This is a genomic window from Patescibacteria group bacterium (assembly GCA_041665365.1).
GTDB lineage: Bacteria > Patescibacteriota > Patescibacteriia > UBA9570 > UBA9570 > UBA9570.
Genome location: JBAYIY010000003.1, coordinates 94,657 through 118,018 on the forward strand (window position 1 = coordinate 94,657; position 23,362 = coordinate 118,018).

General features: G+C 42.6%; 18 protein-coding genes. 15 read left to right on the plus strand and 3 right to left on the minus strand.

Annotated features, from left to right (window positions below; translation table 11 throughout):
- Window positions 1-94 precede the first annotated feature (94 nt).
- From rpsF to WCV88_02385, 9 genes are all read left to right on the plus strand, one after another.
- Window positions 95-646 carry a 30S ribosomal protein S6 gene (rpsF, locus tag WCV88_02345; protein MFA6475022.1) on the plus strand — a complete coding sequence of 184 codons (552 nt, stop codon included), beginning with the start codon at window positions 95-97 and terminating at the stop codon, window positions 644-646.
- A gap of 11 nt (window positions 647-657) precedes the next feature.
- On the plus strand, window positions 658-1,152 hold the full coding sequence (ssb, locus tag WCV88_02350) for a single-stranded DNA-binding protein (GenBank protein ID MFA6475023.1): 495 nt from the start codon (window positions 658-660) through the stop codon (window positions 1,150-1,152).
- A gap of 8 nt (window positions 1,153-1,160) precedes the next feature.
- Window positions 1,161-1,424 carry a 30S ribosomal protein S18 gene (gene rpsR / locus WCV88_02355; protein MFA6475024.1) on the plus strand — a complete coding sequence of 88 codons (264 nt, stop codon included), beginning with the start codon at window positions 1,161-1,163 and terminating at the stop codon, window positions 1,422-1,424.
- A 10-nt stretch (window positions 1,425-1,434) separates the two neighbouring features.
- Window positions 1,435-1,989, plus strand: a complete 555-nt coding sequence (efp, locus tag WCV88_02360; GenBank protein MFA6475025.1) for an elongation factor P — start codon at window positions 1,435-1,437, stop codon at window positions 1,987-1,989.
- Between the two features lie 92 nt (window positions 1,990-2,081).
- Window positions 2,082-3,509, plus strand: a complete 1,428-nt coding sequence (pyk, locus tag WCV88_02365; protein ID MFA6475026.1) for a pyruvate kinase — start codon at window positions 2,082-2,084, stop codon at window positions 3,507-3,509.
- Between the two features lie 151 nt (window positions 3,510-3,660).
- A complete protein-coding gene (gene ppsA, locus WCV88_02370; protein ID MFA6475027.1) occupies window positions 3,661-6,078 on the plus strand; it encodes a phosphoenolpyruvate synthase in 2,418 nt (805 codons plus the stop codon).
- 60 nt (window positions 6,079-6,138) lie between these two features.
- Complete coding sequence (locus WCV88_02375; GenBank protein MFA6475028.1) at window positions 6,139-6,945, plus strand: patatin-like phospholipase family protein; 807 nt, start codon at window positions 6,139-6,141, stop codon at window positions 6,943-6,945.
- 86 nt (window positions 6,946-7,031) lie between these two features.
- Window positions 7,032-7,421 (plus strand): hypothetical protein, encoded by a 390-nt coding sequence (locus WCV88_02380; GenBank protein ID MFA6475029.1) that lies wholly within the window; start codon window positions 7,032-7,034, stop codon window positions 7,419-7,421.
- Between the two features lie 7 nt (window positions 7,422-7,428).
- The gene (locus WCV88_02385) at window positions 7,429-7,773 is read left to right on the plus strand and encodes a DUF2085 domain-containing protein (GenBank protein MFA6475030.1); all 345 of its coding nucleotides are present in this window, start codon (window positions 7,429-7,431) and stop codon (window positions 7,771-7,773) included.
- Here WCV88_02385 and yihA read toward each other — a convergent pair.
- On the minus strand, window positions 7,738-8,319 hold the full coding sequence (gene yihA, locus WCV88_02390) for a ribosome biogenesis GTP-binding protein YihA/YsxC (protein MFA6475031.1): 582 nt from the start codon (window positions 8,317-8,319) through the stop codon (window positions 7,738-7,740). The genes WCV88_02385 and yihA overlap by 36 nt on opposite strands.
- A 46-nt stretch (window positions 8,320-8,365) precedes the next feature.
- On the opposite strand from yihA, the gene WCV88_02395 reads away from it, so the two are divergent.
- Both WCV88_02395 and WCV88_02400 read left to right on the plus strand, forming a co-directional pair.
- Window positions 8,366-8,860 carry a hypothetical protein gene (locus WCV88_02395; GenBank protein ID MFA6475032.1) on the plus strand — a complete coding sequence of 165 codons (495 nt, stop codon included), beginning with the start codon at window positions 8,366-8,368 and terminating at the stop codon, window positions 8,858-8,860.
- A 48-nt stretch (window positions 8,861-8,908) separates the two neighbouring features.
- Window positions 8,909-9,478: a hypothetical protein gene (locus WCV88_02400; GenBank protein MFA6475033.1), complete on the plus strand. Its 570-nt coding sequence runs from the start codon at window positions 8,909-8,911 to the stop codon at window positions 9,476-9,478.
- 26 nt (window positions 9,479-9,504) lie between these two features.
- Here the strand turns inward: WCV88_02400 and WCV88_02405 are convergent, their stop codons facing one another.
- Together WCV88_02405 and WCV88_02410 are read right to left on the minus strand one after the other, a co-directional pair.
- On the minus strand, window positions 9,505-17,781 hold the full coding sequence (locus tag WCV88_02405) for a hypothetical protein (protein MFA6475034.1): 8,277 nt from the start codon (window positions 17,779-17,781) through the stop codon (window positions 9,505-9,507).
- Between the two features lies 1 nt (window position 17,782).
- The gene (locus WCV88_02410) at window positions 17,783-19,108 is read right to left on the minus strand and encodes a cohesin domain-containing protein (protein MFA6475035.1); all 1,326 of its coding nucleotides are present in this window, start codon (window positions 19,106-19,108) and stop codon (window positions 17,783-17,785) included.
- A gap of 110 nt (window positions 19,109-19,218) precedes the next feature.
- On the opposite strand from WCV88_02410, the gene WCV88_02415 reads away from it, so the two are divergent.
- The 4 genes from WCV88_02415 to WCV88_02430 are packed head-to-tail and all read left to right on the plus strand — an operon-like array spanning window position 19,219 to window position 23,356.
- A complete protein-coding gene (locus tag WCV88_02415) occupies window positions 19,219-20,280 on the plus strand; it encodes a hypothetical protein (GenBank protein ID MFA6475036.1) in 1,062 nt (353 codons plus the stop codon).
- 26 nt (window positions 20,281-20,306) lie between these two features.
- Window positions 20,307-21,317 (plus strand): hypothetical protein, encoded by a 1,011-nt coding sequence (locus WCV88_02420; protein ID MFA6475037.1) that lies wholly within the window; start codon window positions 20,307-20,309, stop codon window positions 21,315-21,317.
- Window positions 21,301-22,206 carry a dockerin type I repeat-containing protein gene (locus tag WCV88_02425; GenBank protein MFA6475038.1) on the plus strand — a complete coding sequence of 302 codons (906 nt, stop codon included), beginning with the start codon at window positions 21,301-21,303 and terminating at the stop codon, window positions 22,204-22,206. Before WCV88_02420 ends, WCV88_02425 begins: the two co-directional genes overlap by 17 nt.
- A 10-nt stretch (window positions 22,207-22,216) precedes the next feature.
- Entirely contained in the window at window positions 22,217-23,356 is a 1,140-nt protein-coding gene (locus WCV88_02430) for a cohesin domain-containing protein (protein MFA6475039.1), read from the plus strand.
- Window positions 23,357-23,362: the final 6 nt, after the last annotated feature.

Genomic DNA, 23,362 nt, shown 5'->3' on the forward strand with positions numbered 1-23,362 from the left:
TTCTACTCCCACTAATTAAGTGTCCCACTCTTTATCCATATTATGCTCCCGCACATAGGGTTTAGCATAATGAGTGAGACCTAACCAATATTTCATGACCCAACATTACGAAATAATGTATATCCTACCTGGTTCGATTGAATTAGGTCAGGTACCCGCCAGTAAGGTAAAAGTTACCGAGCTGGTACAAGCGGCTGGTGCTGCCATTACCAGTGAGTTTGATATGGAGCGTCGTCGCTTAGCTTATCCAATTAATAAGGAAGGCTACGGTTACTATCATGTCATGCAGTTTGATGCCGAACCCAGTGTGATTAAAGCACTCGATGCTAAGATTCGTTTAGAAAACTTAGTATTGCGTTTTATTATCACCAAGTGCAAACCAATGACAGCTGAACAAATTAAAACCATGGTAGCGGGGGAACAGTATAAAAAGCAACGCCCACAACCGGAAGTGGTTGTAGCGGCTGTGAAATCTGAACAAACCAGTGCTACTGCCTTGAGTGAGGCCGAGATGGAATTTGCCAAATCCACTTCCAGTAAGCATGTTGAAGAAGTTGAGGCCATCGATCAAAAAGTTTCCATCGAAGAATTGGATAAAAAACTCGATGCCATTCTGGAAGATACTGACTTAGATAAAAAACTCTAACCTATAACTTTATGGATCTCAACAAAGTTATGTTAATCGGTCGCGTCACCAAAGACCCAGAGGTACGCACCATCCAATCTGGTCAAATGGTGGCCAGCTTTTCCATGGCCACAAATCGGCAATGGAAAGATGCTCAAGGTAACCGCCAGGAAAAGGGTGAATTTCACAACATCGTGGCTTGGAGAAAATTAGCCGAGATTATTCAAACCTATGTTAAAAAAGGTATGAAGATCTACATCGAAGGTCGTTTAGAAACGCGCTCCTGGGATGACCCACAAGGCGTTAAAAAATATCGTACCGAAATCGTGTTAGACAATATGATTATGCTTGACGGCAAGAACTCATCAACTCCAACAACTCGAACAACTCCAACATCTCCCTCATCTCCCTCATCTCCCGCATCTCCCGCATCTCCCTCATCTCCCGCGCCTGTGGCAGGAGACGTTCCTGCGCCAACCGTTAATAATTCAGACGAAGAAATTCGTATTGAGGATATTCCTTTTTAATAATACTTATGAAACCAACCAATAAATCACATTCCAGACAACCACAACCTCGTACCGGTAAACGCAATCGGTTCTATGTTAAAGCCTTAGAATCGCTAAACTACGATGAGATCGATTATAAAAATGTTGAGATGCTCCGTTTAGTGATGTCGAATTACTTCCGGATTTTGGCCGGTAATCGGACCGGAGCGCATGCTCGGATGCAACGTAAATTAGCCACAGCGATAAAACGATCGCGCACCATGGCCCTCTTACCATTTACCCGTCTCTAGTATGTTGACGATGAATGATCTAAAAGTCGGTGTTATGATTAACCTTGATAATACGCCTTATCAAGTAGTCTGGTCAGATTTCATGCGTACGGCGCAACGTAAGCCAGTGATGCGCACTAAATTACGTCATTTGATTACCGGTCAAGTATTAGAAAAAACTTTCAAGCCCGGTGATAAAATTGCCGAGGCCGACATGCGGCGTGGTCGCGCTCAATTCATGTATCGTGAAGGTGATAATTTCAATTTCATGGATAATGATAATTACGAACAATTTGCTTTTACCAAAGAGCAAGTGGGTGATATCGGTAATTATGTTAAAGAAGGTGAAGATCTTGATGTGATGAATTTCAACGATAAACCAGTGACCATTTCTTTACCACCGAAAGTAAATTTGCGTGTCGTCGAAGCTCCGCCTGGAGTGAAAGGTGATACCGCTGGTAATATCACAAAAAAAGTGAAATTAGAAACCGGCTATGAAGTGGCCGTACCAATGTTCATTAAAGAAGGTGAAGTGATTCGCATCAATACCGAAACCGGGGAATACATGGAACGGGTGAATGAGTAGAAGAGGCTCCATATCCCCCAATGTAAAAACAGTAGAGACATGCCATGGCATGTCTCTACTGTTTTTATTGTTAATCGTATATAATGATGTCTATGAAACGAACCAAAATTGTTTGCACCATTGGCCCGGCCTCGGAGAGCAAACCAGTCTTAATTAAAATGCTGCAAGCGGGCATGGATGTCGCGCGGCTGAATTTTTCGCATGGCACGTATGATAGTCATAAAGTTTTAATTGCCAACATTCGTGCGGCAGCTAAACAAGTGGGTAAAACCATTGCTATCATGCAAGATCTGCAAGGTCCGCGTATTCGGGTAGGGGAAGTGCACCGTGATGGCATTGAATTAACGCGCGGTGAACCAGTGGTGTTTATTCCGCAATCATTTATCAATTACAAATTACTAATAACTGGTAAAGAAAAAATCATCCCATTAGGTTATGAACAATTATATAAATTTACTAAACCGGGTAAACATATATTAATCAACGATGGTTTAATTGATATTCAAGTTAAACATATTAAAGACAAATTTATTTACGGGACAGTAGTGAAACCCGGTTTTATTTTTTCGCATAAAGGGATTAATTTGCCCGGTGTTAGCATTGAAGCTGATGTCATTACCGATAAAGATCGGGAAGATCTGAAGTTTGGTTTATCACAAGACGTTGATTATGTCGCTCTGTCCTTTGTAAAAGACGCCAGTAATGTCCGGGCGCTACGAAAATTAATTGGTAAACATCCGGTGCGGATTATTTCTAAAATAGAACGCAAAGAAGCCTTAGATAATTTTAAGGAAATATTAAACGAATCTGATGGTATTATGGTAGCACGTGGTGATTTGGGTATTGAAATTCGTCCAGCCGACGTACCGTTAGCCCAAAAAAGTATCATTCAACAATGTATGTTGGTCGGCAAGCCAGTGATTGTCGCCACCCAAATGTTGGAATCAATGATTTTAAACCCACGCCCAACGCGTGCCGAAGTATCCGATGTCGCCAATGCGGTAATCGATCACACTGATGCCGTGATGTTGTCCGGTGAATCGGCTTTTGGTAAATATCCAGTCGAAGCGGTGGCCATGATGTCAGATATTATTAGTGAAACCGAGCGGTCGAAATATGACGATGTACCGTTACACTTTTTAGCGCTACATGACCAAACTGTAGAAGATGCTATTTCGGTTGTAGCCGATGATTTAGCTGAACAACCACGCGTGCGTGCTATTGTGGTGCATTCGTTATCTGGTCACGCCGCCCGCATGATCGCGCGCCATCGCCCTGCCAAACAAGTGATTACATTAACCAATAATGCTGCCACCAAGCACCAGTTAGCCTTAAGTTGGGGAGTGGATACAATATTAATTCCAACCTGCCATAGTTTAGATCAATTGATTAAACTCACCACCACAGCGTTGAAAAAAGCCAAAGTAGTCAAAACCGGTGATTTTATCGTGTTGGTAACCGGTCAACCCGTGGCCAAATCCGGCGGTTTGAATTTGGTCAAATTGCACCAGGTGAAATAACTTTACCCCCTCTGTCCCCTTTGCAGGGGGATAAGATAAAAAGGTTAGAAAAAAATCTTTTCTTAGCCCCCTGCAAGGGGGTTAGGGGGGTAAACATCGATGATTAATATTCATGTTGCCCTTTTTACGGCAACCCTGTACAATACGCGCCATGAAACTTATCCTTTGGTTCAAAGAACTAACTATCCAAGACGTTCCCGTGGTCGGAGGCAAGAATGCTTCGCTCGGTGAAATGTATCAAAAATTAGCCAGTCAAGGGGTGCGGGTGCCTAATGGGTATGCCATTACGGCCGAAGCCTACGAGTATTTTGTTGAAAAATCTGGCGTGAAGAAAAAAATTTATGATATTCTACAAACTCTCAATACTCATGATTTAAAAAATCTGCAAGATCATGGTCACCGTGTGCGTGAAACAATCATGGCTGCCGAATTACCAGAAGATTTAAAAACTGAGATTGAAACTAGTTACATTGAATTGTGCCGCTTAGAAAATAACGGTGCTGAGATGGATGTAGCGGTGCGCAGTTCAGCCACAGCGGAAGATCTGCCGGATGCCTCGTTTGCCGGACAGCAAGAAACTTTTTTGAATATTCGTGGCGCGCATGATGTCATCGATGCCACCAAACGGTGTATGGCCTCATTGTTTACCAATCGGGCTATTTCTTATCGGGCGGATAAAGGCTATGATCATTTTAATGTCTCGTTGTCAGTGGGTGTGCAAAAAATGGTGCGCTCGGATGAAGCTGGTTCTGGTGTGATGTTCTCGATCGATACTGAATCTGGTTTTAAAAATGCCGTTTTGATCAACGCCGCTTATGGTTTAGGTGAAATGGTCGTGCAAGGTAAAGTTGAACCGGATGAGTACTATGTGTTTAAACCCACCTTACTCGATGGTGTTAAAGTCTCCGGTGAACAAATCACTTTCAAATATCGTCCGATTGTTGGTAAATCACGTGGGCACAAGGAAGATAAGATGATTTATAGTGTGGAAGGCAATTCACCGGTGCGTGAAGTGCCAGTATCTGAAGAAGATCGCAAAAAGTTCGTGTTAACCGATGATGAAGTTTTACAGTTGGCTTATTGGGCATGTTTGATTGAGCAACATTACCAAAAACCGATGGACATGGAATGGGCTAAAGACGGTATCAACGGCAAGTTGTATATCGTGCAAGCTCGCCCTGAAACTGTACACTCGCAAGGTGATGTAAAAATTCTCGAAGAATATTTGATGAAAGGTAAGGGTAAGACTTTAGTGGAAGGGGTGTCAGTCGGTTCCAAAATTGGTCAAGGGAGCGTACGGGTTTTGAAGGATACCAGTCACATTCACGATTTCAAAGCCGGCGAAGTATTAGTGACAGAAATCACCGATCCAGATTGGGAGCCGATTATGAAGATTGCCTCGGCTATTGTGACCAACTCCGGTGGTCGCACGTCACATGCGGCGATTGTATCACGTGAATTAGGTATTCCTTGCGTCGTTGGTACCAAAAAAGCTACTACTACATTAACTACTGGGCAAGCCGTGACCGTGTCTTGTGCGGAAGGCGAACGTGGTTATGTCTATGAGGGCTTAGTACCATTTGAGGTTAAGCGCACTGATCTTGGTGTGATTACTCCACCCAAAACTGACATTATGCAAATTGTGGGCGATCCATCACGCGCCTTTGATTTTTGTATGATCCCAAATCGAGGGGTTGGCTTAGCCCGGTTAGAAATGATTATTTTAAATGCCATTAAAGTTCATCCTTTAGCTTTATTACATTTTGATGAACTAAAAGATGAAACCGTTAAAACTGAAATTGCCGAATTAACACGGTTATACAAAGTGAAATCAGATTTCTTTGTGGATCTTTTAGCTACCGGGGTTGGTCGCATTGCTGCAGCTTACTATCCAAATCAAGTGATTGTTCGTTTATCTGATTTTAAGTCGAACGAGTATGCCAACTTAGTAGGTGGTAAACAATTCGAACCGCACGAAGAAAATCCCATGATCGGTTGGCGCGGCGCATCACGTTATTACTCGGCTGAGTATAAAGATGCTTTTGCCTTAGAATGTCAAGCTATGAAACGCGTGCGCAATGAGATGGGTTTAACCAATATGAAGTTAATGATCCCATTCTGCCGTACACCAGAAGAAGGTCGTAAAGTAATTAAAGTAATGGAAGAGAATGGACTAAAACAAGGGGAGAATGGTTTAGAAGTTTATATGATGTGTGAGATTCCATCTAATGTGATTTTAGCTGATGAATTCATTAAAATTTTTGATGGCTTCTCCATTGGCTCAAATGATCTTACTCAACTCACATTAGGATTAGATCGAGATTCTGGCTATGTGTCTCATATTTATGATGAGCGTAATCCAGCTGTGAAAATACTGTTGGGTCAGGCGATTAAATCTGTTCATGCCGCTGGTAAAAAAATTGGTATCTGTGGTCAAGCCCCATCAGATTTTCCTGAGATTGCAGAATTTTTAGTCGAACAAGGTATTGATACCATTTCGGTTACACCGGATACTGGTCTAAAAACCTGGACAAACATTTCCGCCTTCGAAAAGAAAATTGGGAGATAGATTCTCTGATATATTTTCATAATGAAGTTATGAGCATGATTATATGCTATACTGCTCATTATGCAACAACGCAAAACAATTGGATTAGCCTTAGGCGGTGGCGGAGTTCGTGGTATGGCACACGTTGGAGTATTACAAGTTTTGTTAGAAAACAATATTCCCATAGATTATATTGCCGGTACCAGCGTTGGTTCATTTATGGCCTCTCATTTTGCTATCCATCAAGATGTGGCGGCACTGGAGAAATTATCTTTGGGTTATAGAAGAGATAAATTCTTTTCGCTGCTTGAACCAACCTGGCGAGGAGGTTTTGTGAAAGGGGTAAAAGTGGAACGATTTCTAAAAAAATGGTTGGGAGTAGAGGAGTTTGCTGATGCCAGTATACCATTAGCGGTGGTGGCCACAGATTTGTTAACGGGTGATCCGGTGATATTTAAGTCCGGGCTGTTAATTCCAGCCGTGCGCGCTAGTATTTCTATTCCATTATTTTTACAACCCTTTCACTTCGATGGCCGTTGGCTAGTCGATGGTTGGTTAAGTTATCCGATACCCGATCGGGTGGTCAGAGAGATGGGGGCTGATATTGTGATCAGTGTTGATCTAGAAGATTATAAAATGTCACCACAGGTGGAACACTATAAGCCAACTTGGCGCGATACCGCTTGGCGCAGTATGATTATAATTAGAAAAAATTTATCTGTTTGTACTACTACTCATACGGATGTTTTGATCCAACCGCAAATTGCTGAGATTGGCCATGTGGCTTGGAAAAAATATTTCACTAATCATCCTGTGCGCGATATGATTGAGAGTGGTCGAGCCGCGGCTGAGAAAAAACTACCAGAGATTCGTAAGCTTCTTGCATAGATACACATCAGCGATCCTCTATTTGACCTTTTCTCCCACTTCTATTACAGTACCACTATTCTTAATTCTTAATTCTCGTTATTTTTATGGATCAAACTCCAACCAACTTGCAACCAAACCCAACCACGAACACAGTAGAACAACCCGAGGTAAAACCAGAAGTTAAAACCGGTGCTGTCATTAATGAAGCGACTGCCACTACCACCGGCGAATTATCCGGCGGGAGTCAAGCGGCGATTGGTGTAGGAATTGGGGTTGGTAATATTTGTTGCGGGCAAGTTTGTTATGCCTGTCCAACTTTATTATCATCAGCCATTGGTATTATTTTATACGCTGTGTGGCATAAAGAGAAACCAAAAACTGCCAAGAATATCCTCATAGTGACACTCGTCACCGGTGCCATTGGTTTTGCTATTTTTGCCTTACTTTTGGCTTTTGGTATGATCGGTTCAATGATGAGCAATTTTAACTATTAGTTTTGGAGTGTTACAGTATTTTTGGCATTGTCATCGGTTACAGAACAGATCATTTTTCTATAAAGGTAAACAATTTCCGGTCTGTGCGCGCTGCACCGGTGTCTGGCTTGGGTACCTATTTGGTCTTCTGGTAATTATTATTTTTACTTTACCGTGGTGGGTTGGGTTGATTTTATTAATCCCAGCACTGCTGGATGGTGGTACGCAATTACTTAATCTTAGAACCAGTACTAACGATTTACGGTTCACCACTGGTTTGATACTGGGTGTAGGAGAGATGATTCTATTCGGTGTAGCGGCGCGTTGGACGATAACATTAGGCTACTGGCTCGGCCAAAATTTCTTTCAATAAATCATTCACTCCAGTTTTAGTTTTTGATGAGTAAGGAATAATTAAATGACCCGGTAACTGTGCGCGCAGGTTGGCCATTTGTTGGGCAAAATCAGGTTGTCTAATTTTATCAATTTTGTTCGCGATCACAACCACATCTTTATCATGTTCGTCTAAGCGGGCCAGCATTTCCAAATCTAAATCAGTCGGCCCAAGGTAGGCGTCAATAATTAAGACCACTTTTTTTTGAATGTATGGGCCTTTGAACAAATGCCAGTTAATTAATTTCTGTAACCAGACCTGATCTTTTTTTGACACTTTGGCATAGCCATAACCAGGTAAATCTAAAAAGTAAATCTTTTTATTGATCAAAAATAAATTAATTTCTTGAGTTCTGCCCGGTGTTCGGCTAACACGCGCTAATTTTTTATTATGGGTTAAAGAGTTAATAATAGTAGATTTACCAGCATTAGATCGGCCAATGAAAGCCACTTGCGGCACAGCATCATCCAATATTTCAGTAGTGCCGACAATTCCTTGAATGAATTTAGCAGAGGTAATAGGCATAGGCATTGAGTATACACTTTAACGGTGAACGAGTATACTGGTCTGCATGTATTTATTATTACTCATAATTGGTGAGGGCGTAGTCTACCTGGGGTTGGTTTATGGTTTTTCTATTTTTTTCGAAAAAGCCAAACGGCATAATATTAAAACCAAGCTGTCTTCTATACTGATAATAATGGCCAGCAGTAGTACTGCAATTATCATCAGCAATTTAATTCCAAATGAAGCACTGGGTAATCGTTTTCAACATTCCATTGGGGGTGGGTTTATCGGTCTGTTGATTTGTTTTTTGGCCGCGAAAGATTCCGCGGTGAAAATTAACCGTTTACAGTTTGCCGTGTTTAGTTTTTTAATCACCATCACATTAGGAACATTTAACGAAAACGCTGAGTTTTATTTGCAAAATTATTGGTACGAAACTTTATATCTAGTTTTTTCCAGAACGGTGAATGATACGTGGTTAGATCTGGTTAGTAACGCCGTTGGTGCAATATTAGGAGTGATTTGTTTTGTACCATTTTTTCCTGAACGGAAAAAGTAATAGGTTTTACTCACATGCTTTACCATGTTATAATAATATTATATTTATATGGTAAAGAAAAAAATAATAAAACAAGTTTTATTCACAAGTATTTTGTTGTTGACCATTGTACCGACAATTACACAAGCAAAGAATTTATTGCATAATGGTAACTTTAAATCAATGAGATATTGGGTGATTTCTGGAAAATGTCAAAGAAATCCTGATACTTGTATTCGCGAAAGAATTCCGACAGACTTAAATAAGTACAGAGCAGTTTCGCATTATTTCCGCTTTGGTCATGTTAATACAACCGATTCAATTTCTCAAATTGTTAAACTTAGTAAACACAAACTGAAATTAAAATTTAAATTAAAATTCTTCAATACGTCTGGGAAACACTATAAAAGTGATTTATTTAGCATTATTGTAACCGGTAAAGGGATTGATCGTAGTTGGCGGAAAGATATTGCATACAATCCCAAAAAACATGGTTGGCAGCAACTAGATTACAATTTGCATAAAATTGCTAAAATAAATCAAGGTGAAGATATTGTTGTTAGTTTTTTTGTGAAAAATAATAATAGGGGCTTAAGTAAAGCACAAATTACAAATGTTAGATTAATACAGAGTAATTAATTGATGCAAAGCTTGTTAGAGGCCATTTAGAAAGTACCAGTCATAATGTAGGTAATATCAGTGGTGTAGGTGCCGGGTTCGGTGGTGGAAGCAATGTTGGCTAGATAGTAAGCGCTGATGGTTTCTGTTGTGGTAGTACCAAGCTCACTAAAGAACGGAGTAGTTGCTCCAGCGACGAATTTATATTCAGGTGCACCACCCGTAGCATTATAATCGGCAACGATAGAACCATCACCATTCGTAGTGATACCAAAGGCAAACTGTTCACTGTTCGGTGAACCATCCGTATCATTTGTAACCGTGGCAGCACTAATGGTGTCTAAATCGGTATTGGTGAGTGTAGTGCCAAGATATGTTATAACATACCCACTGGCGGCACTACTAAAGATGGTGAAAGTATGAGCAACGGTTGGGGTAGTGTCAAAACCGACTAAATCTCCAGTGGCAAACCGGGCGTTGGACGTGGTCAGATCGCCAAAACCAACCGTAGTGTCGCTGATGGCGAATGTAAGAGATTCAAAATTCCAACAGGTGTTTCCTGTAGAATTAAGATTAGAAACAGCCGTACCATCTATGTTGGGTGCTTGTCCACAAGCATCAGAATCTTTGACATCAGTATTATATATTGAACGAGTACCAACAACGTTTAGGTTCCAATCTGTCGCGGCGATAGAGCTACGTAAGGCTACGCGGGTAGTAATGGTCTGTCCGTTGAAAGAGACGTTTTGGAATGTGTATGTTCCCCCAGCTAGAAAACGAAGTTTAGTACTGGCCGTCGTTGCCGTGAAGTTACCGGCTGTAGTGGCCGAGGCAGAAAAAATGACAGATGGTGATACGTCTGGATCAGTGCCTGATGTATTGGTGATGGTTAGATTATTAAAATCAGAGCTACCAGTCATTGTACCATCGAGAGTTTGTTGTGAACCTCCAGCTAGGGTGACTGTACTAGAGTTATCGGTGAAGGTTCCAGAATTTGTGTAATTTCCATTGATATTCAACTGGTTTGTACTGTTCGCGGATAGGGTGGTGCCAGCTCCTATGGTGAGCGCACCGGCAATGGTGGTAGTAGGATCACTAACGTTAAGTTCTAAAGTTTCCGTACCAGCTCCGGAGCGAGAGAGATCAAGGGTAGATGAAAAGTTCAGTGTCCCTGCAGCCGCGGTTACCGCCCGAGCGACTCCGCTACTGTTATAAATTTCTACTGCACCACCGTATGTTCGAGCACCCATAGCTTGGCTATTATTGACTGAATCAAAACGTAACACAGCGGAGATGGTGCCAGTGGTAGGGAAGTTGGTTGGGCTTTGATACGTCAGTTTCCCAGCCCCAGAAATGGTACCATTCAAGATTAATGTTGCACCACTGTGCGTAAGTACAACACCTGAACTTAAGGCCAACGAATCACCTGTATCGACGTTCAGCGTGTTTGTCACAGAAGTACTATTTGATAGAGTTGTGGCAGCAGAACTAGCAGTACCAATGATTAAGTTATAAAAATTCAGAGTTGGTGTAGTCCCGCCGCCAATCGAACCTGTTCCGGTCATGGTCACAGTAGGTGTACCGGCAGATTTTGTGACGATAGCCGACGTTCCAGCTGTTGTAATATCTCCACCGGTTACAGCAGTGTCTGCATCAATGTTAAGCGTGGCACCGCCATCCACCAAAAGATCTCCGGCAATGGTATTTGTTGCGGTATCTAGATAAGCCGTAGCATTATCATCCACATGCATATTTGCACTAGTAGTAGTAACCGTGCCACCCGGATCATATGATTTACTATCTTTAATATGTAATTCCATGCCGGAATCAACAGCTATATTGCTTCCAGTCATCCCATAAAGAATACCAGCGTCACCATTATCGGCGGTGATTAAGTTCGCATTAGTGATGGGTCCAGCGCTTTCGTGTGTCAGCACAACTCGGTCGCGGTAAATATCCAAATTACTAATAGCAGATCCATCAGCTGCCAGTGTAATGGTTGTGCCATCGGGCGTTTCTCCGCTATCAATAAATACGACAACTGGTTGCCCGGCTGCTGGTGTAGTAGCTGTTACCGTATATGCACCAGTATCTGCAGAACAGCTGCCATCTGCATTAGCTCCGCCGTTTACTGATACATGAATAGTTAATGGATCGGCGTTACAATCGTAGACTGTGGATTCGTTTGTGCCGCGGATAAATCCTGTAATGGCAACTCCCGCGGTACAGGTCCAATTCGTGTTACCAGAATCGCAATAGTTTGTCCCATTAGTCGCGTCAATCACTGCTCCGGAAAGGGTTGCGTTAGAATCCTTGACATTGGTATTGGAAACAGACCGTGTGCCAGTGGCCGCAAGCAGCCAAGCTGATCCGGTGGAAGAAGAGCGTAGAAATACTCTGGATGAGATGTCCAACCCATCAAACATAATATTGGTCAGTGTATAGGTGGAGGTAGCATTGAAACGAATTTTTACATTCGCTTCGGTTGCGGTAAAGGTACCGGCCGTGGTGGCCGCAGTAGAAAAAATAACAGAAGGAGAAGCATCAGGGTCAATACCAGAATTATTCGTAATAGTCAAAGCATTAAAATCAGAGGTGCCAGTCATAGTCCCGGCCATAGTTTGTTGGCTACCACCAACCAGAGATACAGTTCCAGAATTGTCCGTGAAAGTTCCATTATTGGTGTAATTCCCGCTAAGATTCAATGTGGCCGGAGCGCTAAACACAGTTGTTGCACCTATCGTCAGGTCGCTAGCAACTGCCGTAGTTCCGGTCGCTGCACTTAAATCAGTCGTTACCTCTCCGGCTCCACCGGCGGCAGTTGTAAGCGTTGAGGAAAAGATATAATTCCCAGCCGCGGCTGTGATGGATTTGGCTGCTCCATTATTAGCGTAGAGTTCAACTGCCCCGCCGTATGTTCGTGCATCAAAGGTAGTATTAGCTATGCTGGCGGTACTAGCATCGTATCTCACCACAGATGACAAGGTACCAACCGCTCCAGGACCACTTGAGGTATTAAGGATGCGCAATGTGCCGGTACCAGAAATTGTCCCATTCAAAGTCAGTGTAACTCCGCTGTGTGTCAGCATGACCGTGGTGATGGTAAGAATGTCGCTGGTATCAACATTAATAGTACCGGCAGCTGTACAATTATCTGTTTGCATAGTCCAGGTGCCACTACCATCGCTGCCAATAAAGGTCACACTACTAAATGAAGAGGTTCCGCACTCTATCGTGTTATCAGTATCGGCCGCATCAAAAATGACAGTTCCACTGGAATGCGTAAACGTCGCATTGTTATCCCAGTTACCACCTACATTAAATGTTCCAGTACCAGATGCAATCAGAGTGGCAGCGGCTGAAATAGTGATATTACCATTCACATCAAAGGTTGGATCATTTGTGTCTAAATTAAAAATACCGGCCGTGGCACTATCACCGACCACCAAATTACCCAATACTGAAAACGTTCCACCACCGTTGGCATGAAAAGTGACCGCGCCGCTCGGCCGTACGCTCAAATTCCAATAGGATTCAAGTTGAATATCCGTGGCTGCGTTACCAATGAAATCCACAGTTGAGTTTGTTCCCTCGTTTAAGGTGCCGGAGACAATAAATGGACGAGAAGCACCTTGCCCAGAACCAGTCAGGGTAAGGGTATAGCCAGATGATCCTAGTGCTAATGTGTCACCCGTTGTGACATCAACCTTCGTTGCTCGAGCATTCCCTGTTAATGTCACTGTTGATGGTGCACCATTGATGGAAACTAAGCCAATATCTTGCCCAGATGAAGCATCAGACCAATTAGCTGCTCCGCCGTCAAATGTCCAGGTAGCGGTTCCGTTATCGGCTTTAGTGACCAAGCCACTGGCGCCGATAGTTACGTTACCGGTCGTAGTTACATTCGGGTCGAGCACGGCCAAATCCAAGTCACCGTCCGTGATGGTAAAAGTACCGTTCACATCCAGATTGCCATCAACGTTCAGATCATCTGTTGCACCAGCACTGCCGGTGTTATTAAGTGTAATATCTTGGTAGGTCTCAGCGCCCGTCGTAAATGTTTGAGCGGCCGACGTGCTGTTGAATGTAATAATACCGCCGGTGGTAGCAGTGTATGCCGCGGAACCCGCCACAATAAAATCTCCGGACACGGTGATGCTGTTGTTATTTGCAGTCCAATTGCCAACGCCAGTCGTCGCAGTATCGCCGATTTCGATGTGAGTGGAAGTCACATCACCGCCGCCAGCAGAAGCCGGTTGGAAGGTATCGCCATCATCAATGTATAATTCTTCCTGACTAGATTGTGCTTCCGCATCCACCGTTAGATCGTTATCGACACTGACATCCCAAAACACATCGTCATCGCCGATAGCAACTGAATTGTCATAGACACCAACATCGCCATTGGTGATAGTTTGACCATCGACACTACCAATAGTGAGGTGTTCCTTAAACAAAGGGATGTTCGTCATGTCACCACTGCCATCGTATTTCGCCACTGCCCCGGATCGATCGGACATACTAGCAGCCGCATCAACCCATACCGTTACGATTTGACCGGTGGTAACTGTGACACCAGTGACTTCCCATGTACCAGCAATCACAGTATCTTCTTGCGCTTGCACACTGCCATCCACTGCTACTTTAATTGTACCGATATCTGTACAGTCAGTAGATTGGTCGAACGCATCACATGTTCCTGAAACGGTGACGGTGGGTGCTACTAATGTAGTAGCTCCTGAAATTTCTCGATCGTAAGCTGGGCCGATGCCTCCAGTGGATACTGCTACATCCGTTGATGGGGTGGTAATTTCTAATTCAACGGTTTCACCAGCCGAGGCCCCAGATGTGATATCTAGCACTACATAGACACACATGGTAGAGGTCGGTGTGATTGCGACAGAACCAGTGAAGGTTGATGTGCCATCAGCACTACTGAACCCATCGGTATCAGTAGAGCCGTATTGCGTTTCTGTACCGGCAAATGATTCACTCGAACAATTATAAGGAGCGCTGGTGTCCGGCTCGTAATAGAGTTTGATGTTATCCAAATCAGCTTGAGCATCCACCGTGCCATACTCAGTAATCATGATACTGGTAATGTTGGCAGTGGCAAGTGACTCGTTGATGGAGAAGGCTCCACCCATGGAATTACCCGTTGTGTTAATAGTGACAGAAGAGGTTTGTGTACCTAACACGTTGACATTGGCGGTGTTAGAAGCCCGAAAGGCAAAGTCATATGGCTTGGTCGGCAATGATGTGGTAAGCGTCGCACCGGTAGACAAATCTGCTTCCCAAGCTCCCATGGTGGCTGTTTGGGTTAACCAAGTGCCGGTGGAAGCACCATTCCACAGTTGGGATTCAGGTACTAAATCCAGTGTAAGGTCTTCCGCATTGAGCATGATTTTGTCTGATGATGGATCTGGAGAAAGATCAATACCCGACGGAACGTCAGCCCAAACCCCCAAACCTGAACACGGCCCATTCGAATCTTCTGCCGCTGATAAGTTGGTGACTTGTTCAGTGGTACCGGCTCCGCCTTCAGTTAACAAACAGAGTGAAGCATCGTCTATGGTCTGGAATTGCCCGGCCGACACATCAAATACCATCCAACGTAGTGCTGTTTCAGATGTAGTCCCGTCACGCCAAGCAAACAAGGCTCGATCCCCACCACCTTGCTCCCATTCCACATCTATCCCCTGGGCAAAGCCATTACTGTTAATGTCAACGTCCATGGTGGTAGGCTGTGTAATGGTTGTCCAATCTGAACCGTTCCACATGTCCACATTCATGTCAGCCGTATTGGTAGAGGCAGTGTCCTGCACAATCACGGCAATATAGTCGTTATTTGGGCTGTCCGCGATCCGTAACCACTGCACAGCAGCCCCAGGATCTGTCATGCCAGTAGTGTCCGACCAACCGCTGCCCACGGTGTAGGTTGAAGCGTCAATAAACGGCGCTGCAGTGACATCGCCATACACAATCATACCCTCACCAGAGGAACCTTCCCAAGCAACGTCAAAATCTTGGCGTGTGGAGAGGCCATTTTCCGCATTGATCTGAGCGATGTCCTGCCAGGCTGACCCATCCCAGCGTGCGCCATACACACCAAGATTGGTCCCTTCCCGCCAGCCGCACAAAATATTATCTGTCCCAGGATCTGATTCGCACTCCACCCAGCGCGCAACATCATTACCTTGGTCGACACCGGAATAGTCAATTGAAGATTCACCAGACCAACTAGCGCCATCCCAAGTTTGATATTTAAGTGCCCCGTCACCTGTGGAACTATTTTCGTAAACTACAATGGCATCACCCGTATCACTTTCATAAGCAATATCAAAGCCGCGGTAAACATCATTCGTGGTGCCAATACCAGTTTCAAAATCTCCGTTGGTCGGTGCGTTAGTGCCATTAATCCACGCCGAAGTCGGACCATTATAGATCTGGACATCTAAATGACCAGAGGCATTCAGCCGCCCCATCGTATATTCATTTCGATTTGGTGCTGATTCAATAATAGTGTGATTCGTATCATCACTCGCGGTTTCGTCGTCTTGTAGTTGACTTTCAGCGCTTAAATCCGTTGTGCTCCAGGTGCGATAGTGAGGAGTGGTATTATTGGCACCATCTTCGTCATACACTAATATGCCTGTACCATCAGGCGTATCCGATGCAATTTGCCATGCTCTATCCTCTTCCCACACAGTGTTGTCTGTGACTAACAATACTAATGGGCCAAGTAAATAGAGTTCTGGACTGATGTCAGGGGCGTCAAAGGTATAGCTTAGCTCGTAGGTTTCACCTGCTGTCCAATTCACATCCCAGGTGATGGTTCCACGACTCATGGCACCGTCACCTTGATTAGAGATGACAAAATCCTCTGGAAAAGATTCCTGGACGGTACCGACAAAATTCGCTCTGGGTGTTACGCTAAACTCCATAGTGTAGGGTGCCATTGGCCAAATTCTAGTTGGACCAACTCGTTCAACTTCAAACTCTGGAGCCTTTTCGACATCATAATAATCACTAATCTCGTATTCGCCATTGGCGGTGGTGGCCGTTAATTGCAGTTCAAACCGCCCAGTTTCGGAACCGTTATCAAAATAGGTATAATAATCTGGCAGTTCTACCACCGTGTCGCCGGCACATTCACTGCTGTAGGTAATACTGCCATCATTGGTAGATAGAGTGGTAGCTGTTCCAAGCGGAGAAGTGATAATTAAGTCCAGTTCGGCATCACATAATGTGTGACCAGTTTCGTCCAACACTCCCATTTGAATAAAGGCTTGATCATCGGGGGCGAAGGTTCCTTGATTAACGTTGATGGTTAATACTCCCCAACTAAAGTCACGGGTGATAGTGGTTGTTTTTCCATTTTCATCGACAGTGATTGAAAAAGTATATTTTCCTGGTTTAGTAAAGTTATTTGTTCTGAGTTTATACTCGGCATTTGAGTAACCATCCTTGGTTGTATTCTGTAAGTCATATTCAGGAGTTATAGTCTGACCATCCGGATCAATCAGTTCAATTTGTTCAACTGTGCGTTGCTCAGTAGTAAAACCTAGTTTTCCCCAAAAATCCTCATCTTTAATACCCGCTACAGTAACACTAGGTGTTTGGCCTTGTTCAAAATCGGGAGCGGGTAGTGTGATTGCTTCGTCAAGTGATGGTTTTTCAGGACGTTGAAACTCTAACTGTACTGCCACACCATCCAGCAACGCTTGTGTGGATTGGTCTGTGGGCACCGCATCATATGCAACTTTGATTTTTAGTTGAGACAACGTGGTTTGAATATTATTTGCATCTAGGGTTAAGGGATATGTCCAATACCCACCATGTTTCGCATTATCATTATCCTCAACGAAGGCGAAAGAATCCAATGGTAGCCAAGTGTTGTCAGTTGTTTGGACAAATAATGAGACAACGTCTTCATTGTCCGTATATCCATCAAGCGCGAGAGAAAAAATAACCTCAACTTTATCCAGTGTTTGTCCATCAGGAATGTTACTAGGCCAAACAAAGTCAGAACACACAATACTTGGATTGGCTGTAGTTATCTGTTCCGCTGGTTGATTATAAAAGACAGCCGAGTTTTGTTCAGAAAATTGTTTTTTTCCGTCACTGCCTAATAAATCAATCGTGGTAGCCTGAGCCGCATGTTCCCAACCGACGCAATTAGTCGGTTGAACAGTTAAGGTTAGGCTGTTATTTTTCTCGGCCTTAACTGAAGGTATTGTTTTCCAACCAATCAACAAGATAATAAAAAAGATCACTAAACTAAAGGTGCTAGGTAAGTTACGTTGATGTCTAAGTGCAGCCATCTTATTTAGTATGTGTTTTGGTATTTTTATGATTGTGCAGATGTACCGACCGTCTTTTATGAATGAACCCAAAGATCCAGAGATACACCAACACAATGATGAGTAGTATGAACAAAACAATCGCTAACCAATAATATGTAATAAAAATTATTCCAAGATAAAAGCCAACCCCTGGCCATTGTTCAACAATTGTTATAGTTGTTTTGGCGTCAGTAACATTTCCAGCTTTGTCTAAAGCCAAAACAGTAATGGTATGCTCACCATACGATTGTTCATCTAAGGTTATATTAGTCAGTTTGGCTGGTGTAATCTTGGCAAATATTACTTGGCTATCAACTAGCACTGTATAAAAATCTATACCTGAAGTCTCATCTGCTGTGTAAAAATTAAAAGTTGGTCGACGATTTTTTGTAATAGAATCCGCATTTAAATTAATTGTAAATACTTTTGGAGGAGTATTATCTATCATTATCGTATAGTGGCGAGTTTCGCCCCAACTGGTGTCATTGCCTGATTTCACATGAAAATACCAAATGCCATCCTGGCTGTTTGGCAACTCGGCAACGTTGTTGGTTCCTTCCACAGTATCATCTGGAACAGTATCCAGTTTATCATCATAGCTCCAACTAAAACGGGTCGCCCCAACAATTGGATCGAAACTAATTGTACCGTCATCATTGTTATACCACTGCTTTTGCTCAGATTGTATGCCATTAATAGTAATTGGCATGGGTGATGGCAAGGTCTTCTCAGCTGTCGTTTTTTCCTCTTCTGTTAGTGTTTCTTCTGGCTTAATATATTTGGCCTTGTTTTCAACTGATACTGGCGGTGGTAATGTTTGTGCTGCGATATTGTAAGTGGCTCCAGCAGCCCCGCCATATATATTCGTTCCTAACCCATCATTGGCCAAAATTTTTCCACCAACAACACTGAGTACAGCTGATCCATTAGCCCTGGCTTTAAAGGTGATACTAATAATAGTGCCATGCCCGCTATAACCAGGTGAGGCAACTCCACCGGAAAAGGAAATGGTGCTACTGGAATAAGATGGTTCTGACGTCCAGAGGGTAAAAATACCACCCTTACTAACACTAACAACTTCTAATTTGTCACCCGGATAAGTAACGGTAGCTTGAGCTGCATTTATTGCCACACCACCTGTATTGATAGCCACGGCAACAGTTTTGGTCTCGCCAATTTTCATGGTTCCCGTGGCAGGTGATAATCCCAATGTGGCCATTGCCCAGGCGGATGAAGGAATTAACCAAACTAGTAACCCAACGATCAAGGTGAAAGTGAAAACAGTACTGTTTTTACTAAACGTCATATTAAGAGATACTAACAAAATTTTTTATGATTGGCTACAGGTTTATGTGAGGGGTTGATCTCGATTGTATTGTGTGCTATAATAATCCCATTATAATAATAATAAAAATTATGAAAAGAAGAATGCAAATATTTGGAAGTGTGATTGTTCTGGTGATGGTATTAGGCTTTTTATTGCCATTACGTCAGGTTCAAGCCGCTTCATTGACCAATACAAAAGACGTAATGAGTACTGAAACTGCTACAGCCAATGCAAACCACACCATCTCATTTATCTCACCGTCCGCCATTACAAATGGATCAACCATTACATTGACATTCCCGGCCGGGTTCGATTTAACTGGTATTATTGAAGATGATATTGACATTGCTGGTTCAACGGAAGGGGAATTAACGACCGCGGCTGACTGTACGGGTTCAGAAAAAGCCGGTATTGCTAGCCCTGGTGCCCAAGTTATTACTATTAATTTGTGTGCTGCTGACGGAGGAGATTTTACTGGCTCAGAAACTGTTACAATTGAGATCGGTACGAACGCAGCCTCTTCTGGTACAGGAGCTAACCGAATTGATAACCCAGGAGTAGGTGCTTATAAGATAGCCATTGGAGGCACTATGACAGACGCTGGGTCTTACGCTGTATCTATTATTGCCGATGATAGTGTTAATATCACGTCTACTGTTAATCCTACACTTACCTTTGCGATCAGTGATACCGCAATTGGTTTTGGCACATTGACCACGGCTAACGCCAGGTTTGCTACAGGGGATTTAGTTGGTGCTGATACTACTCCAACCATTGCTCATACCTTTAGCATTGCTACTAATGCCACTACTGGTTACTCAATCACTTATAATGGAACCACACTGACCAATGCTGATGCTGACACAATTGATGTTGCCACTATTGCTAGTGATGATGACGGCACACCAAATTCGGAACAATTTGCTTTTGGTGTTACCACTAACGGAGATGGTACTATTGTCCCTGCTTATGATGCCAATAGTTCAGCTGAATATAAGTTCATTGCTGGAGCAACTACTCCATTCTTTAGCGAGCTTGGTGCCACTGCTACTGAAACTATTAGTGCATACTACATTGCCAATATTGCCGCCACCACTGAGGCCGGTACCTACACTACCGACATTACTTACATTGCAACAGGAACTTTTTAAAACTTTTTTCTTAGAAATTTGAAACGATGAAAAAATCATTGTTAAAGAGATACAATGTGATAATGATGGTCGTTTTAGTTGGGTTTGGCTTTTTATTCTGCACATCACCGGCTCAGGCACTCACTATCATTCCACCCTCCATGGAAATCGATCTCACTCCAGGTGTACCTTATAATGATCAGATTAAACTGTTTAATGAAACAGACTATCCTGTTACACTTTATACTGAAATAACGAACTTTACGGCATCCGATGACGGAACAAAACCACAGTATGAATTTGGATTGGAATTAACTGATGTCGCAACTTGGATCCAAGTTGAACCAGGTCCCTTTGTGCTGCAACCAAAAGAACGAAGAAGTGTTCCGTTTATTATTAACCCACCAGCAGAGGCTGATCCAGGTGGGCATTATGCGATTATATTTTTCTCTAATAACCCACCCCAAATCAAAGAACCAGGTAAGGTCAAAATTGGTTCTAAATTAGGTACACTCATCTTATCTAATGTAGCCGGAGACATTACAGAGGCAGGCAGCATTGATAGTTTTTTAACCGTCGATAAGTCTGTTTATTTTAATTATTTGCCAGTGCAACTACAACTGACATTCAATAATACTGGTAATGTACACATTCGGCCTTCTGGTACTATTACCATCCAAAATATTTTTGGAAAAACCGTTAAAACACTCGATATCAATACGGTTGGTTCAGCTACTTTGCCTAAGACTGCCAGAAGTTACCAAACGGTTTGGGAAAAAGCACCAGTTTTGCATACAACGAATAATTGGTTAGGACAATTTTGGGAGGAGTTAAAAAATGAAAAAGATAATTTTGCTTTTGGAAAATATACTGCCTCCGCTTCACTAGTGGCGGGACAAGATAATCAAATTACAAAACAAGCAGTGGTTAGTTTTTGGGTAATTCCCTGGAGGCTTCTGATAATATTTTGTGTTGGTGCTATAATTATTTTGTTAGGTTTAATTAGAATGATTAAAGGCTACAATCGTTGGATCATTCGACATGGACAGAGTAAATAAATTTTCATTTGCAGTGAAGGAAGTGACTAAACAACAAATTCGTTTTCTTCTGACTGTATTATGTGTTAGTTCAAGTTTTTTTATTTCGCAGCCACTTTTAACTCAGGCCATTGGTGTTAGTTTGACTGCTACAGTGACTGGATCCTCACCAGAAGAGCCAATTACAACCGTCATTATTGAGGGGTTTGCTTATCCAACAACTAATGTTTCTATCCGAGAAAATGGAAAAATAATAGCGATTACTCCAGCTGACTCCCAAGGATGGTTCACTGTGACCATTAACAACATTAATCCAGGTATTTATACTTTCTCTGTCCACGGGGAAGACATAAAAGGACGAAAAGGCCCAGATATAAATGTTACTGTGGCTATAAGCAAAGGAGTGACCATTACCATCTCTGGTATTTATTTAGGGCCAACCATTGCAATTACTCGTAATAATATTTTTTTAGATGAAATAACTACAATACTTGGCACTAGTGTTTCAGATAGTCGCGTCAACATATTTATTAAGGCAGAAAATAATCAGCAGACAATTTTTAATAAACAGGCTAATCATAACGGGTTTTACTCAAAATCCATCTTAGGTAGTACTGTAGGCGAGGGTAGATACACAACTTATAGTCGTGTCGTTGCGTCAGACGGAACAATTTCTGATCCTAGTAAAACACTTGTCTTTACTGTTTCGAATGAAGCAAACACCTCAACTTGCGCCAACTCTTTAGATAGTGATATTAATTGTGATGGGGAAGTAGATTTGATAGATTTTAGCGTCTTGTTGTATTGGTGGAATCAGGCTAATCCGAGTAATGCCCGGGCCGATATCAATGGCAATGGGTTAGTTGATGTGGTGGATTTTAGTATCATGTTATATTATTGGACCGGATGAACTCATACCTATGAAACGTTTTTTCGTGAATAGTTTTATTTATACTCTAAGTTGTAGCTTGTTACTTTTGTTAAATACTACGGCGGCCTCCGCAGCTAGCTTGTACTTTGAACCGAACACGGCTGTTTGGTCAGTAGGGTCAAACCAAATGATTAATCTTCATATTAGTAGTGATGGGGAGGTAGTGAACTTGGTGCAAGCGACTATTCAATATCCGCCAGATGTTGTGGAAGTTATTGCCGTGTATCACGGTGGATCATCGTTGACATTATGGCCAGAGGAACCAAGCATCAATGCTGCTGCTGGCAGCATCACTTTTGCAGCTGGTATACCGAATGGTAGTTTGATCGATACCGGGCAAGTATTAACTCTGGAAGTTCGTCCTAAACAGGCTGGTACTGTGCAATTTAGCTTTAATCCAAATCAAACGGCTGTGTACTTGAATGATGGTCTGGCTACGCAGACTACTGTGTCATTCAAAGAGCCGGTTTACGATATCATATCAGCCGCTCCTGTTAGTTTGATAGTGACTTCAGCAACGCATCCAGATGAAAATAAATGGTATCAACTTAATGAGTTTAGTGCACAGTGGGAGAAAAAACCCGATGCGTTATATAGCTTTCATGTCACATCTGATTTAGAACAACTACCTGATGACATTGCAGATGATACCCCACAAGTTGTGACCGGGGAATATACTATCTCCAATTTGTCTGATGGAGTGCATTATTTTATGATTAAAGAATGGTTATCCAATGAAGCTGGCTGGGCAGAACCAGTGATTCGAAAAATTATGGTGGACAGTACACCACCGACTTCATTTATCCCGCTCGTAAGTCAAACAGAACATGAATTTAACGGTCAGCCATTTCTTGTTTTCGATACCAGTGATTCCGTTTCTGGTATTGATCATTATGAAATAGTTAAAGGGGGAACAACCACTATTATAACGAAAGGACCTTACCAGTTGGAACAAAAAGATATTACGCAACCAATACTGATTCGAGCAGTAGATGCAGCAAACAATAGTACGACCGTATATACTGGAGAGAACGCCACTAATATTAGGCGCAATTATTTTTGGCCAATAACGGCATTGGTGGCATTTTTGGCGTTACTACTAGTATATTTGAAAACTCGATTATCCTAACTATTG

Excerpts from the sequence above, each read along its gene's own strand:
- rpsF (MFA6475022.1), top strand. The coding sequence starts at position 95 with ATGACCCAACATTACGAAATAATGTATATCCTACCTGGTTCGATTGAA.
- ssb (MFA6475023.1), top strand. The coding sequence starts at position 658 with ATGGATCTCAACAAAGTTATGTTAATCGGTCGCGTCACCAAAGACCCA.
- rpsR (MFA6475024.1), top strand. The coding sequence starts at position 1,161 with ATGAAACCAACCAATAAATCACATTCCAGACAACCACAACCTCGTACC.
- efp (MFA6475025.1), top strand. The coding sequence starts at position 1,435 with ATGAATGATCTAAAAGTCGGTGTTATGATTAACCTTGATAATACGCCT.
- pyk (MFA6475026.1), top strand. The coding sequence starts at position 2,082 with ATGAAACGAACCAAAATTGTTTGCACCATTGGCCCGGCCTCGGAGAGC.
- ppsA (MFA6475027.1), top strand. The coding sequence starts at position 3,661 with ATGAAACTTATCCTTTGGTTCAAAGAACTAACTATCCAAGACGTTCCC.
- WCV88_02375 (MFA6475028.1), top strand. The coding sequence starts at position 6,139 with ATGCAACAACGCAAAACAATTGGATTAGCCTTAGGCGGTGGCGGAGTT.
- WCV88_02380 (MFA6475029.1), top strand. The coding sequence starts at position 7,032 with ATGGATCAAACTCCAACCAACTTGCAACCAAACCCAACCACGAACACA.
- yihA (MFA6475031.1), bottom strand. The coding sequence starts at position 8,319 with ATGCCTATTACCTCTGCTAAATTCATTCAAGGAATTGTCGGCACTACT.
- WCV88_02395 (MFA6475032.1), top strand. The coding sequence starts at position 8,366 with ATGTATTTATTATTACTCATAATTGGTGAGGGCGTAGTCTACCTGGGG.
- WCV88_02400 (MFA6475033.1), top strand. The coding sequence starts at position 8,909 with ATGGTAAAGAAAAAAATAATAAAACAAGTTTTATTCACAAGTATTTTG.
- WCV88_02405 (MFA6475034.1), bottom strand. The coding sequence starts at position 17,781 with ATGGCTGCACTTAGACATCAACGTAACTTACCTAGCACCTTTAGTTTA.
- WCV88_02410 (MFA6475035.1), bottom strand. The coding sequence starts at position 19,108 with ATGACGTTTAGTAAAAACAGTACTGTTTTCACTTTCACCTTGATCGTT.
- WCV88_02415 (MFA6475036.1), top strand. The coding sequence starts at position 19,219 with ATGAAAAGAAGAATGCAAATATTTGGAAGTGTGATTGTTCTGGTGATG.
- WCV88_02420 (MFA6475037.1), top strand. The coding sequence starts at position 20,307 with ATGAAAAAATCATTGTTAAAGAGATACAATGTGATAATGATGGTCGTT.
- WCV88_02425 (MFA6475038.1), top strand. The coding sequence starts at position 21,301 with ATGGACAGAGTAAATAAATTTTCATTTGCAGTGAAGGAAGTGACTAAA.
- WCV88_02430 (MFA6475039.1), top strand. The coding sequence starts at position 22,217 with ATGAAACGTTTTTTCGTGAATAGTTTTATTTATACTCTAAGTTGTAGC.